The sequence below is a fragment of the Dietzia timorensis genome, assembly GCF_001659785.1.
GTDB classification, from domain to species: Bacteria; Actinomycetota; Actinomycetes; order Mycobacteriales; family Mycobacteriaceae; genus Dietzia; species Dietzia timorensis.
In genome coordinates, this window is the sequence record NZ_CP015961.1 from 1 (window position 1) to 14064 (window position 14064).

The following is a 14064-nucleotide window of genomic DNA, read 5'->3' on the forward strand; positions in this document are numbered from 1 at the left end:
CCTGAACCGAATGTCTCCAAGTTTGGACGAGGTTTGGAACACAGTCTTCGACGAGCTCATCACGGGGAGCCCGGACGGAACGATTGCTCCCATCTCCAGGCAGCAACGGGCCTGGTTGTCGCTGGTCAAACCGATCGCACTTGCTCAGGGGTTTGCGATGTTCGCAGCACCCAGCCAAATGGCTCGCGACAACATCGAAGGCGATCTGCGAAATCGAATCACGGACGAGATGCGCAAGATCATCGGCGAGGACATCGACCTCGCGGTACGAATCGATACCTCGCTCGCAGAGCAGCCCAAGCGCGCCGAGAACATTCCCGAGGTACACGAGGGCTTTCCCCCCGGACGCAGCGACGAAGCAACACGTGATCTCTCCTCTCCCGAGTCCAAGCTCGAGGCGGATCGACGACTCGAGATCGAACGAGATCTACACGTTCCCGAGAACGATGAAGCGTTGTCGGCGGTTGTAAGTAACAACGATCTCAATTCCCGCTACACGTTCTCCGCGTTCGTGACGGGCAGCTCGAACAGCTTCACTCGTGCGGCCGCGCTCGCTGTCGCCGAGGCGCCGGCTTACGCGTACAACCCGCTTTTTATCTACGGCGAGTCCGGTCTCGGCAAGACGCACCTGCTCCATGCCATCGGGCACTACGCGCTCAACATGCAGCCTGGACTCAAGGTTAAGTACGTCTCGACCGAGGAGTTCACCAATGACTTCATCAACTCCGTCCGTGACGGCCGGCAGAACATGTTCAAGAAGCGCTACCGCGAAGCGGACATCTTGCTGGTTGACGATATCCAGTTCCTCATCGGCAAAGAGCAGGTCCAGGAAGAATTCTTCCATACGTTCAACACGATCCACGGCGCACAGAAGCAGATCGTGATCACCTCCGACCGACCGCCAAAGCAGCTGTCCACACTGGAAGACCGGCTACGCACACGGTTCGAGTGGGGATTGCTCACCGATATTCAGCCTCCCGAGCTGGAGACCCGCATTGCGATTCTCGCCAAGAAGGCGAGCACCGACGGCAACGATGTCCCACTTCCCGTACTCGAGCTGATCGCCTCGCGCGTGCAACGCAATATCCGCGAGCTCGAGGGCGCGCTCATCCGAGTGGTCGCGTTCGCTTCGCTCAACAAGCAAGTGATCGATGTTCCACTCACCGAAGTCGTGCTGCGCGACGTCATCTCCGATGACAACTCGCTGCAGATTTCCGCAGCGTCGATCATGGCCGTGACCGCTGAGTTCTTCGACACGACAATCGACGATCTGTGTTCCGGCTCGAAGACCAGGTCGCTCGTTAGAGCGCGCCAGATCGCGATGTACCTCTGCCGTGAACTCACGGACCTGTCGCTTCCCAAGATCGGTCGCACGTTCGGCGGCAAGGATCATTCGACCGTGATCCACGCGAATCGGAAGATCCTCAAGGAGATGAAGGACGATCGCCGCACCTACGATCAGATCCAAGAGCTCACCGCTCGAATCAAAGAGCGCTCCCGCGGCGCATAGCTTCCGACAGCGCATCGCTAGTGTCGCCGCCGGCAAAGGCTCCGACACTAGCGAGAGCGCCGAACGATGTTATTTCGCTCCGCGCCGCCTACGAAATCCCTCTCGCCGTCCCTTCGGGGACGGCGTTTTTTGTGCCGCGACGAACTTCGTGTCCGCCCGAATTCGCTCGAGACGCGTTCGGGGATGGCGGCGCGGGCCGATGAGGAGCGGCAGGTCCGACGTCATGAATAACACAGTTATTGCACAAGTAATCCACCACATTTGTAACTTTGTGCCACATGAGCAGTCAAAAATCACACCTGTGGATAGGGCTGTGAATGACATGTTGAGTGAACCGCGATTTTCGTGGACGGAGAGTGGACCGAACGTGCACAAAAATTGTCATCCACAGAAACGGCGTTATCGGCACACATTCGATCACAAGGTTGTGCACGGGCGCCCGAGCCGTTGACGTGCGTGAAAGGGCAGTTGCCCACAAATTCACAGGACCTACTACTACTAGTATTTCTCTCCCTTCTAAATAACAAGAAAGTAGGTGGATGGGCGCAGACGTCGTGAGCGCCTCACGGTTCGACTCACATCCGCTCGGAGCAATGACGACGAAGCGTTGCTGGAATTACATCGTTGTTATTCGGTATCCGACTCAAACGGGAGACAGGTTTTGGGATACTCTTTTGTGTCAGCGCCCCTGGAGGGTTCGTAATGGTGTTGTAACTTACAAATCCGTGCGAAACCTCCGAGGCGAAGACGCACCCAGCGCGCGAGAGATCGCCGCGCGGACGAGGTTGCGTCCATGACGACCGATACCCGAGCAAGCGAAGCGAGCATTTTTGATGGACAGTGCAGATCCCCAGTTCCAGGTCATGCGCGAGGAATTTGCCAACGCAGTTGCCTGGGTCGCTCGGTCTCTGCCCTCGGGTTCTCGTGAGCCGATCATGCAGAACATCCTGCTCGAGGCCGGCGAAGACGGTCTTCGGGTGACGGCGTTCAACGGAGACACCTCGGCTCAGGTGAGTGTGTCCGCCGAAATCGCAGAGCAGGGAACCACGCTCGTCTCCGGCCGTCTCCTCGCCGAGATCGCCAAGGCGCTGCCCAACAAGCCGGTCCAGGTCGCTGTAGCGGATGCGAAAATGACCATTCGCTGTGGTTCGGCGAACTTCACGCTCCCAACCGCGCCGGTCGAGGGCTACCCGCAGATCCCAAGCTTCCCGGAGCTCTCCGGTAGCGCCGAGTTGGACACGTTTACGGAAGCGGTTTCGCAGGTTGCCGTAGCGGCCGGCAAGGACGACACGCTGCCGATGCTCACCGGCGTCCGCGTCGAGATCGTCGGAGACAAGTTGACGCTCATCGCCACCGACCGCTTCCGTCTCGCGATTCGCGAATGCCCGTGGGACCCCACTGAGGCTGAGGCGTCGGGCGAGGTGCTCGTGCCGGCGAAGACCCTTCAAGAGGTCTCGCGCTCTGCCGGACACGGCGGCGCGATCGAGCTGAATCTCGGATCCGGATCGGCGCTCGGCTCCGGCCGCATACTCGGCATTCGGGCCGGAAACCACAGCACGACCGCGCGCCTCCTCGACGCCGAGTTCCCGGAGGTCCGCCGCCTGCTGCCGAAGGAGCACAGCGCACTCGCAATGGTCGAGGTCGCTCCACTCGTCGCGGCGATCAAGCGTGTCGCGCTCGTCGCCGAGCGAGGAGTGCAGGTTCGCCTGTCCTTCTCAGAGGGCGAGGTGGCGCTGTCCGCCGGCGGAGACGATTCGGCGGCCGCGACCGAGAGCCTGCCGGCGGAATTCGTCGGCGAAGATCTCACTATCGCGTTCAACCCGACGTACCTGCTCGACGGGCTCAATTCGATCTCAACGCCGAAGTCGGTCATGGCATTCACCCGTCCCAACAGCCCGGCGGTTCTACGCCCGGCACCGGAGGCGCTCCCGGAGGCCGAGTCCGATGGCACGTACGCGCCGCTGGACACAAACCACATCTATCTCCTCATGCCGGTTCGCCTTCCGGGCTGACCACCTTCGTAGGCCGGTAGGCGCCGGCAGGCAGACTGGACACTATGCATCTGCGTGGCCTGCGGCTCGTCGACTATCGCTCGTGGCCGCAACTCGATCTCGAGCTTGATACCGGGACGACCGTGCTTGTCGGTCGTAACGGATTCGGCAAGACCAATGTTCTCGAGGCGATCACGATGCTGGCGACGCTCTCGTCGCACCGAGTCTCCGGGGATGCCCCACTCGTTCGCACGGGGAAAGAGGGCGCGATCATCACTGCGCTCGCCCATAACCGTGGCCGCGAGTTGTCGGTGGAGCTCGCCGTCAACAAGGGGAAAGCCAATCGTGCGCGACTGAACACGTCGTCGGTGCGATCTCCGCGCCAGATTCTCGGTGTCGTCCAGTCGGTGATTTTCGCTCCCGAGGATCTCGCGCTCGTTCGTGCTGAGCCGTCGGGACGTCGCGCGTTTCTCGACGATCTCGCCGTACAGAGGCGGCCGCGGATGGCGGCGCTGCGTTCGGAGTACGACAAGGTCGTTCGGCAGCGGACCGCGTTGCTCAAGAATGCGGCGGCTGCGCTGCGCCGAGCGCCGGATCAGGAGGCGTTGGCGTCGATCGAGGTGTGGGATATCCGGCTCGCCGAGCTCGGCGCACAGATCGTCGCGGCGCGGGCAGGTCTGGTCGAGGAGCTAGGGCCGCTGGTGACGGAGGCGTATGCGCGGCTCGCGCCGACATCAAGGGCGGCGACGATTGCCTATGTTCCGCGGCTGCGCGGGGAGGTGCCGGGCGTCGCCGAGCTGCAGGACACCGATTTCATGGAGGCGGTGCTGCTCGCGGAGATAGCCGCGCGCCGTGACGACGAGGTCGTGCGTGGCCAGACGCTCGTCGGTCCACATCGCGATGAGTTACAGCTCAATCTGGGGCAGGAGCCGGCCAAGGGGTTCGCCTCGCATGGGGAGACGTGGTCTTTTGCGTTGGCGCTTCGCATCGCGTCGCTCGAGCTTCTGCGCAAGGACGATATGGAGCCGATTCTCATGCTCGACGATGTTTTCGCCGAGCTCGATACCGCGAGGCGGTCCGCTTTGGCCGAGGTCGCCACGGGTGTAGAACAGGTATTGGTGACGGCGGCGGTGCCCGAAGATCTGCCGGCCGCGCTCGGGGGGACCCGGTGCTATGTGGACATGACGGGAACCGGGGACGAGCGCGAATCGCGGATCACGAGGATTGAACGCCCGGGTCTGGGCGAGACCGTGGAGGGGGAGTAGCAGATGGCGGATAGCGATAAGCCCCAGCGCTCTGCCGGACACTCGATGGCAATGCGTGCGCTCGAGGAGGCGCGCGAGAATGCCAAGGCCAAGGGACAGTTCACGGGTCGCGGTCGCCGGGACCCGGTGCGTTCCACCGTGAGACGGCGCAAGGGCGGCTGGACCGCGGCCGGCGCCGATCACTGGGATCCACAGTCGCTCGGGAGTCTCATCTCAAAGGTCGCCAAGAAGCAGGGCTGGGACGATCAGGTCGTGTTCGGGCGGATGCAGACGCGGTGGCCGGAGATCATCGGCGAGGGCAATGCCGCGCACGTCGTCCCGGAGAAACTCGACGACGGGGTGTTGTATTGCCGTGCGTCGTCGACGGCGTGGGCCACGCAGATGCGGCTGTACCAGAAACAGACTCTTCAGAACATCGCCAAGGCCTTTGGCCCGAACATCGTGAGAAGGCTGCGCATCAATGGCCCCGCGGCACCCAGCTGGCGAAAGGGGCCGCTGCACGTCAAGGGCCGCGGACCGCGCGACACCTACGGATAGAGAGTCGGTCAGCGCCCCATGTCGAGGCCGTCCTCGAAAAGGTCGAGGCGCCGCTGCGCGGCATGGAACGTCTTCGCGGAGTAGGCGCCGATTGCGCGTTCGCGGTCGAGCGCGTCTTGCAGCGCGTCGAGGTATTTTTCCTGCAGGTCGTGGAAGAGTTCCCGGTCGGATTGTGCGATGGACGGTTGGTTGCGCGCCGGCGAGCGCATCATCATCTCGATCCGGGACTCCATTTTCTTGGCAAGCTCCGGTGAGAGCGACCGGCCGTCAATCTCCAGCTCGGACATGGGACCGAGCTGGGCGACTGCGGAATCGAGCAGCGACGTCATCAGGCCGGACACTTCTTGTTTCGAGGTGGAGGCCGACGGCGGGGAGAACTTCAGCGCCCGGATCAGTGCCGGCAGGGTTCCGCCGAAGACGATGAGGGTCGCGACGGCGACGAGAAAAGCCACGAGGATGATCGACGAGCGGTGCACGATCGGTTCGCCGGCTGCGGTCACCGAAATTGTCTGCGCTGCAGCGAGGGTGACCACGCCGCGCATCCCTGCCCAGCTGAGTACGAGCGCGCCGCGTCGCGTGATCGGCGTCGACTGCGCGAATTCGATGTCGGCGCTCGTCCGCTCGAGCCGGCGCTGGAGCTTCTCGGCGCGCCAGGACTCGATGAGGTTCTGCTCGACGGCGTCGTTGAACCGAGAGGTCGTCGCGTCAAGACGCTGCATTTTGCGGTGGCTGCGCGCTGCGCTGAGGCGGGTCCCGGCGACCGCGACAGCTACGCCGCCGAATCGCATGACCAGCAACAACGCGAACACGATAATGCTAGCCTGCCACACGAAATCGAGATTGTGTTCGGTCTGCGCGCGGTGGAAAAGATCGGCGATCTGGAGGCCCATGAGCAGAAACACCAGGTGTTCGAGGATGAACGAGATGACCGTCCACATCGTTGCCGAATAATTGCGGTCTGCGGCGGAAAGGTGCTTGGTGGCCTTGTGCCCGCAGATCACCCCCGCAACGACCACGGCGATCACACCCGAGGCCTCCATCTCCTCCGCGATGAAGAACGCAGTCCACGGTGTCAGTAGAGCAATCGACGTCGATAACACCGGGTCTGCGAGCCACCTGCGCGCTTTGGTCACGAGCTGACCGACGATGAACCCGACGACGATGCCGGCGACCGTGGCCCACACGAAACTCCCCGCCGCCTCCCATAGTGAGAACGAACCGGCGAGTGCGGCCAGGGCGGTCCGGAGCGTCACCAGCGCGGACGCATCGTTGAACAGACTCTCGCCCTCGAGCACCGCCATGAGCCGGGGCGGGAGTCCGAGACGTTTACCGATACTCGTCGCCGCAACGGCGTCGATGGGCGCGACAACCGCGCCGAGGGCGATTGCCAGGGCGATAGATATTTCCGGAAACACCAGGTGGATGACGGCGCCGATGACTATCGCCGGGAGAACCACCATCGCCATGGACAACCAGATGATCATTCCCGCGTTCCTCCGCAGGTCGACCACCGGCATGTTCGACGCCGTGGAGAACAGCAACGGCGGCAGGAACCCGGCGAGAACGAGTTCGGGGTCGAGCTCGACGTCGGGGATGAACGACGGGAAGCTCGCGGCGATGCCGAGGCAGAGCAACAGCAGTGGCGCGGCGATGCCGGTGCGCGCCGAGGATTTCGCGGCGAAAATCACGGCCATGAGCCCGGCGGCGAGAAACACAAAGATATGCACAACACACATTTTTGCACTAGCCACGAATCCGCGCGTACCGCCGAGACGGCGCGGGGAGAGGTAGGTCCACCGATTAACCCCGGGTCACAGGTAGACTGTGAGGGCTAATGCCGTACCCGATCGTGGGTTCACAAGTGTTGTGGGCGCGTTTTCAGGCGGGGCACGAACGTTAAGCGGTAACACGCGAAGGAGTACCACGTGGCAAAGTCCGAGCCTTCCAAGTCGGCTGAGGCTTCGGCGTATGGCGCCGAGCAGATTACGGTCCTCGAGGGTCTCGAGGCCGTTCGACTGCGCCCCGGTATGTACATCGGTTCCACGGGCGAGCGCGGTCTGCACCACCTCGTGTGGGAGATCGTCGACAACTCGGTGGACGAGGCGATGGCCGGCCATGCGACCAAGGTCGAGGTGTCGCTGGAGGAAGACGGCAGCGTGCAGGTCATCGACGATGGCCGCGGCATCCCCGTCGGGATGCACGAGACCGGTCTTCCCACCGTCCAGGTCGTGCTGACCCAGCTCCACGCCGGCGGCAAGTTCAACTCGGATGCGTACGCGGTCTCCGGTGGCCTCCACGGCGTCGGTATCTCCGTGGTCAACGCGCTGTCGACGAAGCTCGAGGTCGAAATCAAGGTCGACGGCCACCTGTGGACACAGGAATACAACTACGCCGAGCCCGGCGAGCTCATCGACCACGGCAAGACCAAGGGCCACGGCACGACGGTGCGGTTCTGGGCCGATCCGACGATCTTCGAGTCCACGGACTACTCCTTCGAGACGATCTCGCGCCGCCTGCAGGAGATGGCCTTCCTCAACAAGGGCCTGACCATCACGCTCACCGATAACCGGAAGGGCGCCTCGGAGATCGCGGAGCTCGAGGCCATCGCCAACGCCGAGTCCGGCGACGAGGACGAGGCGATCGAGGTCGAGCCGGTCCTCGGCGAAGATACCGAGGATGACGCCGCCGAGGCCGATTCCCAGGACGCCGCGGAGGCCGCGGACGCAGGAACGGCACCGGAGGCCGGGGCTGCCGCGCCCGCCATCCCCAAGGTCCGTACCCGCACCTTCCACTACCCCGATGGCATCAAGGACTACGTCCGCTCCATCAACAAGACCAAGCACCCGATCCACCCGACGATCGTTTACTTCGATGCGTCCGGTACCGGACACGAGGTCGAGATCGCGATGCAGTGGAACGGCGGCTACTCCGAGTCCGTGCACACCTTCGCCAATACGATCAACACGGTCGAGGGCGGCACGCACGAGGAGGGCTTCCGCACGGCGTTGACGTCGCTGGTCAACCGCTATGCGCGCGATAAGAAGCTCATCAAGGAAAAGGACGAGAACCTCACCGGCGACGACGTGCGCGAAGGCCTCGCCGCCGTCATCTCCATCAAGGTGACCGACCCGCAGTTCGAGGGGCAGACGAAGACCAAGCTCGGCAACACCGAGGTCAAGAGCTTCGTCCAGAAGCAGGTCGCCGAGCACTTCGGACACTGGCTCGAAGCCAACCCGTCCGAAGCGAAAACGATGATCAAGAAGGCGGTCGACTCGTCGCAGGCGCGCATCGCCGCCCGCAACGCCCGCCGCATGGTGCGCCGCAAGTCGGCGAACGAACTCGGCGGCATGCCGGGCAAGCTCGCCGATTGCCGCTCGAAGGATCCGTCGAAGAGCGAGATCTACATCGTGGAGGGCGACTCGGCAGGCGGCTCGGCCAAGTCCGGCCGCGACTCGATGTACCAGGCGATCCTGCCGCTGCGCGGCAAGATCATCAACGTCGAGAAGGCCCGCATCGACCGCGTGCTCAAGAACGCCGAGGTGCAGACGATCATCACGGCGCTCGGCACGGGCATCCACGACGAGTTCGATATCAATAAGCTGCGTTACCACAAGATCGTGCTCATGGCCGACGCCGACGTCGACGGTCAGCACATCGCGACGCTGCTGCTCACGCTGCTCTTCCGTTTCATGCGCCCGCTCGTCGAGGAAGGCCACGTCTTCCTCGCCAACCCGCCGCTGTACAAGCTCAAGTGGGGCAAGGGCGACCCCGGGTTCGCGTTCACCGATGCGGAGCGCGACGCCTTGCTCAAGGAGGGTCAGGAGGCCGGCCGGAAGATCAACACCGACGACGGGATCCAGCGCTACAAGGGTCTCGGCGAGATGAACGCCAAGGAGCTGTGGGAGACCACGATGGACCCGTCGGTCCGCGTCCTCAAGCAGGTCTCCCTCGACGATGCGGCGGCGGCCGACGAGCTGTTCTCGATCCTTATGGGCGAGGACGTCGCTTCGCGCCGCTCGTTCATCACCCGCAACGCCAAGGACGTCCGCTTCCTCGACGTGTAGCCCGTAGCCGGGGCCACGGGCGCCCCGGCGCGGAATCCCGCAGGCGGATCCGTAGACTATCGCGCATGTTCAACCGTGTGAGTGGCCCCTCCGCGCTGGGCCGGGACGCGTTCGGCGTCGCGCGCCCGCATACCGGCGAGTTCGGTGAACTCGTCTTCGACAGCCTGGTCTACTCGGCTCCCGATGGGTGGCGCCCGCTGTTCATGGACGTGCGCGTGCCGAGCGATCCGCGAGTCGACTCACCGCCGCCGCTGGTGCTGTGGGTGCACGGCGGGTCCTGGGTCCATGGCTCTCGTAAGCGCCGGCCCGTTGACGTCGAGCGCGCGTGGTTCATCGAGCGGTTGCTGCTCGCCGGCTATGCCGTCGCGAGCATCGACTACCGCCTCGCCCGCGAGGTGCCATTTCCCGGACCGGCCGTCGACGTGCGGGCTGCGCTGGCGTTCGTCCACACCCACGCAGGAGATCTCGGCTTCGACGCCGACAAGATCGTCGTGTGGGGCGAGTCCGCCGGCGCGCACCTCGGTTTGCTCACCGGAGCGAGCTCGGAGCGGTTCGCGGCTCTCGGCGGCGCGGCCGACCATCCCGGCGAGCCCGCGCCGAAGCCCGCGGCGATCGTCGACTGGTACGGACCGGCGGATCTGCCGCGCATGCTCGCCACCAGCGCGGAGGCCGCCCTCGGCGGCAACCCCGAGGCGCTTCGCCAGCACGCCGATTTCGAGCAGTTCCTGTCGATGGGATGGGACGCCGATGCCGCATCCCCCGAGCGGGTGCTGCAGGGCGATTGCCCGCCCGTCCTGCTCGTGCATGGCACGGGCGACACCATGGTCCCGGTCGGGGAGAGCCGCGCGCTCGCCGAGCGGCTGGGCCAGCTCGACGTCATCCACGAGTTGGTGGAACTACCCGGCGGGCACGTGTTCGCCGGTTCGGACTCGATGCTGCCGGCGATCGAGGCGTCGCTGGACTTCTTGCGGCGCATCGTCGGCGACCCCTTCGCGGAGGTGGCGCCCGAGCTGCTCGGGGACCCGGACGAGGTCGATCCGGGCCATCGTCTCAGCGACGCCGAGGTCGCCGATATGCGCGCAGGGTTCCGCGCCGGCGTCGCGGAGGCGTGGGGCGACGAGCGGATCCCGGGTGTGAGCAGCCGCGATCTCACCCTCGACGGGCCCGACGGAGCGATCGGTGCGCGCCTTCACGAACCGGACTACGTCCCGCTGGGCCGGGAGCGCGAGCTACCGCTCATCGTCGAATTCCACTCCGGCGGCTTCGTCGTGGGCGACCTCGACACCCACGCTCCTTCGGCCGCGCGACTCTGCGCCGCGACCGGCGCCCCGGTACTGCAGGTCGATTACCGTGTGACGCCGGAGCATGCGTTTCCCGCGGCCTACGCCGATGCCGTCGCGTCGGTGCGCGAGGCCTGGGCGCGCCGGGACGATCTCGGGCTCGCACCCGGCCGGGAGATCTCGCGCGTCGTGCTCTACGGCGATAGCGCCGGCGGGGCGCTCGCGCTGTCCGTGGCACTCGAACTGCGCTCGCAGGCGGAGATCGTCGTGGACCGGGTGGTCGCGATCTACCCCGTGGTGGAGTGGACCGATATCCGGCTGTGGCCGGGAATGTCGCGGTACCTCGGCGCCGCGACCGAGGCGGAGATCGACCCCGCCGATCCCCGGCTGCGCGATGCGCGGCTTGCGCCGGGGATGGCGCTGGAGCTGCAAAATCTCCCGCCCGTCCAGCTCGCCGTGGGCTCGCGGGACCGGGTGCTGGAGCAGTCCCTCGCGTTCGCCTACCGACTCAAGGCGGCGGGAAACGCGCTCGACCTGCAGGTTCTTCCGGCGGTTCCGCATGGGTTCAATGTCATGTCAGCCGCGACTCCGCTCTTTGCGGCGGCAGCCGCCCGCGTGGACAGGTTGCTTGCCCGGAGGCTCTGGGAGGGATAGCGCGTCCGACGTCATGGGCGAAAAGCCTTCCCTAGGGGGATACCCGGGACGACCGTCGAACCGATAAACGGCGCAATGAGACGCCTTTTACGGCATTTGCCGGAGAGCCGAACCCCACTGGGCCGCACTTTGGCGATAAACTGTATGGGTTGACGTGCAGGGATTTGCGGTCAGGCGGCTCGGGGACCTCCCGGCGGCGCCGCGCTCCCTGTGGAAGATAGGACCAAGAGGAGCTCATGACGGATTCGACGCTGCCACCCACCGGTGGAGAGATGGACCGAATCGAGCCGGTCGATCTGCAGGCAGAAATGCAGCGCAGTTACATCGACTACTCGATGAGCGTGATCGTGGGACGTGCGCTCCCGGACGTGCGGGACGGCCTCAAGCCGGTGCACCGCCGCATCCTTTACGCGATGTTCGACAACGGCTACCGGCCCGAGCGCAGCTTCGTGAAGTCCGCGAAGCCCGTTGCCGACACGATGGGTAACTACCACCCACACGGCGACTCGGCGATCTACGACACCCTGGTCCGCCTCGCGCAGCCGTGGGCGATGCGCTACCCGATGGTGCAGGGGCAGGGCAACTTCGGGTCCCGCGGCAACGACGGCGCGGCCGCCATGCGTTACACCGAGTGCCGGCTCACGCCGCTGGCGATGGAGATGGTGCGCGATATCAACCGCGACACCGTCGACTTCCAGCCGAACTACGACGGCAAGACCAAGGAACCGATGGTTCTGCCGTCCCGCGTGCCGTACCTGCTGATCAACGGCGCCAGCGGCATCGCGGTCGGTATGGCCACGAAGATGCCGCCGCACAACCTCGGCGAGGTCGCCGAGGCGATCTATTGGTGCCTCGAGAACCCGGAAGCCGACGAGGAGACGACGCTCGCGGCGTGCATGGAACGGATCAAGGGCCCCGATTTCCCGACCGCCGGGTTCATCGTCGGCGAGCAGGGCATTCGTGATGCATACACGACGGGCCGCGGCTCGATCCGCATGCGCGGCAAGACCTCGATCGAAGAGGAAAACGGCCGCACGGTCATCGTCATCACGGAGCTGCCCTACGAGGTCAACCCGGACAACATGATCGAGTCGATCGCCATCCAGGTGCGCGACGGCAAGATCGCCGGCATCGCGAAGATCGAGGATCATTCCTCCGATCGCGTGGGCATGCGCATCGTCGTCACGCTCAAGCGCGACGCGGTGGCGAAGGTCGTGCTCAACAACCTGTACAAGCACTCCTCGCTGCAGACCTCGTTCGGCTGCAACATGCTGTCGATCGTTGACGGCGTACCGCGGACGCTTCGCCTGGACCAGCTGGTGCGCCTCTACGTTGCGCACCAGATCGAGGTCATCGTCCGGCGCACGCAGTTCCTCCTCGACGAGGCCGAGAAGCGCGCGCACATCTTGCGTGGCCTGGTGAAGGCGCTCGACGCGCTCGACGAGGTCATCGCGTTGATTCGTCGCTCGCCGACGGTCGACGACGCCCGCACCGGCTTGATCGAGCTGCTCGACATCGATGCCGACCAGGCACAGGCGATTCTCGATATGCAGCTGCGCCGCCTCGCCGCGCTCGAGCGCCAGAAGATCATCGACGAATTGGCCGAGATCGAGAAGACGATCGCCGACCTCAAGGACATCCTCGAGCGGCCTGAGCGGCAGCGCCAGATCGTCGCCGACGAGCTCGCCGAGATCGTCGGCAAGCACGGCGACGAGCGGCGCGCGGTGATCATCCCCGCGGACGGCGATGTCACCGACGAGGACCTCATCGCTCGCGAGGACGTGGTCGTCACGATTACCGAGACCGGCTACGCCAAGCGCACCCGCACCGATCTGTACCGCTCGCAGAAGCGCGGCGGCAAGGGCGTGCGCGGGGCCGAGCTCAAGCAGGACGACATCGTCCGGCATTTCTTCATCTCGTCGACGCACGACTGGCTGCTCGTGTTCACGACGAAGGGACGCGTGTACCGCCTCAAGGCGTACGAACTGCCCGAGGCGAGCCGCACGGCCCGCGGTCAGCACGTCGCGAACCTCCTCGCCTTCGGCCCGGAGGAGCGGATCGCCGGAATCATCCGGATCAAGAGCTACGAGGATGCGCCGTACCTCGTGCTCGCCACGAAGAACGGTCTGGTCAAGAAGTCGAAGCTCGTGGACTACGATTCCCCGCGCTCGGGCGGACTGATCGCCGTCAACCTCCGCGATGGCGACGAGCTGATCGGCGCCGCCCTGTGCTCCTCGGACGACGACATGCTGCTCGTGTCCGCCGAGGGCCAGTCGATCCGGTTCAACGCCTCGGACGACATCCTGCGTCCGATGGGCCGCGCGACCTCCGGCGTGATGGGCATGCGGTTCAATGACGGTGACCACCTGCTGTCGATGCAGGTCGTGCGTTCGGACTTCGACGAGGACAAGCTGTTTCTCCTCGTCGCCACCGAGCGTGGGTACTCCAAGCGCACCTCGCTCAGCGAGTACTCGGCGCAGAACCGCGGCGGCAAGGGCGTGCTCACCGTGCAGTACGACAAGAAGCGCGGAAAGCTCGTGGGTGCACTCATCTGTGAGCTCGACGACGAGCTGTACGCGATCACGTCCTCGGGCGGCGTGATTCGCACCGTGGCCAAGCAGGTGCGCAAGGCGGGACGCCAGACCAAGGGCGTACGCCTGATGAACCTGGCCGATGACGATAGCCTGTTGGCAATCGCCCGCAGCGCGGACGAGCCCGATGTCGATGAGCAGCTCGAGCTCGGCGACGACGCCAAGAAGTAGG

General features: G+C 64.9%; 8 protein-coding genes. 7 read left to right on the forward strand and 1 reads right to left on the reverse strand.

The genetic code is table 11. The features are described from left to right. Positions 1 to 10: 10 nt before the first annotated feature. The 4 genes from dnaA (at position 11) to BJL86_RS00020 (ending at position 5303) form a co-directional block, all read left to right on the forward strand. Positions 11 to 1510, forward strand: coding sequence for a chromosomal replication initiator protein DnaA (gene dnaA, locus BJL86_RS00005; protein WP_067474418.1), 1500 nt, complete (start codon positions 11 to 13; stop codon positions 1508 to 1510). Positions 1511 to 2343: 833 nt separating this feature from the next. Next, a complete protein-coding gene (dnaN, locus tag BJL86_RS00010) occupies positions 2344 to 3522 on the forward strand; it encodes a DNA polymerase III subunit beta (RefSeq protein WP_067474415.1) in 1179 nt (392 codons plus the stop codon). Between the two features lie 44 nt (positions 3523 to 3566). Further along, positions 3567 to 4766: a DNA replication/repair protein RecF gene (gene recF / locus BJL86_RS00015; RefSeq protein ID WP_067474411.1), complete on the forward strand. Its 1200-nt coding sequence runs from the start codon at positions 3567 to 3569 to the stop codon at positions 4764 to 4766. A 3-nt stretch (positions 4767 to 4769) separates the two neighbouring features. Next, positions 4770 to 5303: a DciA family protein gene (locus tag BJL86_RS00020; RefSeq protein ID WP_067474408.1), complete on the forward strand. Its 534-nt coding sequence runs from the start codon at positions 4770 to 4772 to the stop codon at positions 5301 to 5303. A gap of 8 nt (positions 5304 to 5311) precedes the next feature. On the opposite strand, the gene BJL86_RS00025 is transcribed toward BJL86_RS00020, so the two are convergent. Beyond that, positions 5312 to 7030 carry a cation:proton antiporter gene (locus BJL86_RS00025; protein ID WP_197487578.1) on the reverse strand — a complete coding sequence of 573 codons (1719 nt, stop codon included), beginning with the start codon at positions 7028 to 7030 and terminating at the stop codon, positions 5312 to 5314. Positions 7031 to 7228: 198 nt separating this feature from the next. Between BJL86_RS00025 and gyrB the strand changes: the two genes are divergently transcribed. From gyrB to gyrA, 3 genes are all read left to right on the forward strand, one after another. Further along, the gene (gyrB, locus tag BJL86_RS00030) at positions 7229 to 9367 is read left to right on the forward strand and encodes a DNA topoisomerase (ATP-hydrolyzing) subunit B (RefSeq protein ID WP_067474401.1); all 2139 of its coding nucleotides are present in this window, start codon (positions 7229 to 7231) and stop codon (positions 9365 to 9367) included. Between the two features lie 65 nt (positions 9368 to 9432). Beyond that, positions 9433 to 11301 carry an alpha/beta hydrolase gene (locus BJL86_RS00035; RefSeq protein ID WP_067474399.1) on the forward strand — a complete coding sequence of 623 codons (1869 nt, stop codon included), beginning with the start codon at positions 9433 to 9435 and terminating at the stop codon, positions 11299 to 11301. A gap of 236 nt (positions 11302 to 11537) precedes the next feature. Continuing rightward, complete coding sequence (gene gyrA, locus BJL86_RS00040; RefSeq protein WP_067474396.1) at positions 11538 to 14063, forward strand: DNA gyrase subunit A; 2526 nt, start codon at positions 11538 to 11540, stop codon at positions 14061 to 14063. Position 14064: the final 1 nt, after the last annotated feature.

What these genes read in the sequence shown, in the direction of transcription:
- BJL86_RS00035 (WP_067474399.1), top strand. Translation starts at nt 9,433, where the DNA reads ATGTTCAACCGTGTGAGTGGCCCCTCCGCGCTGGGCCGGGACGCGTTC.
- dnaN (WP_067474415.1), top strand. Translation starts at nt 2,344, where the DNA reads ATGGACAGTGCAGATCCCCAGTTCCAGGTCATGCGCGAGGAATTTGCC.
- recF (WP_067474411.1), top strand. Translation starts at nt 3,567, where the DNA reads ATGCATCTGCGTGGCCTGCGGCTCGTCGACTATCGCTCGTGGCCGCAA.
- dnaA (WP_067474418.1), top strand. Translation starts at nt 11, where the DNA reads ATGTCTCCAAGTTTGGACGAGGTTTGGAACACAGTCTTCGACGAGCTC.
- gyrA (WP_067474396.1), top strand. Translation starts at nt 11,538, where the DNA reads ATGACGGATTCGACGCTGCCACCCACCGGTGGAGAGATGGACCGAATC.
- BJL86_RS00020 (WP_067474408.1), top strand. Translation starts at nt 4,770, where the DNA reads ATGGCGGATAGCGATAAGCCCCAGCGCTCTGCCGGACACTCGATGGCA.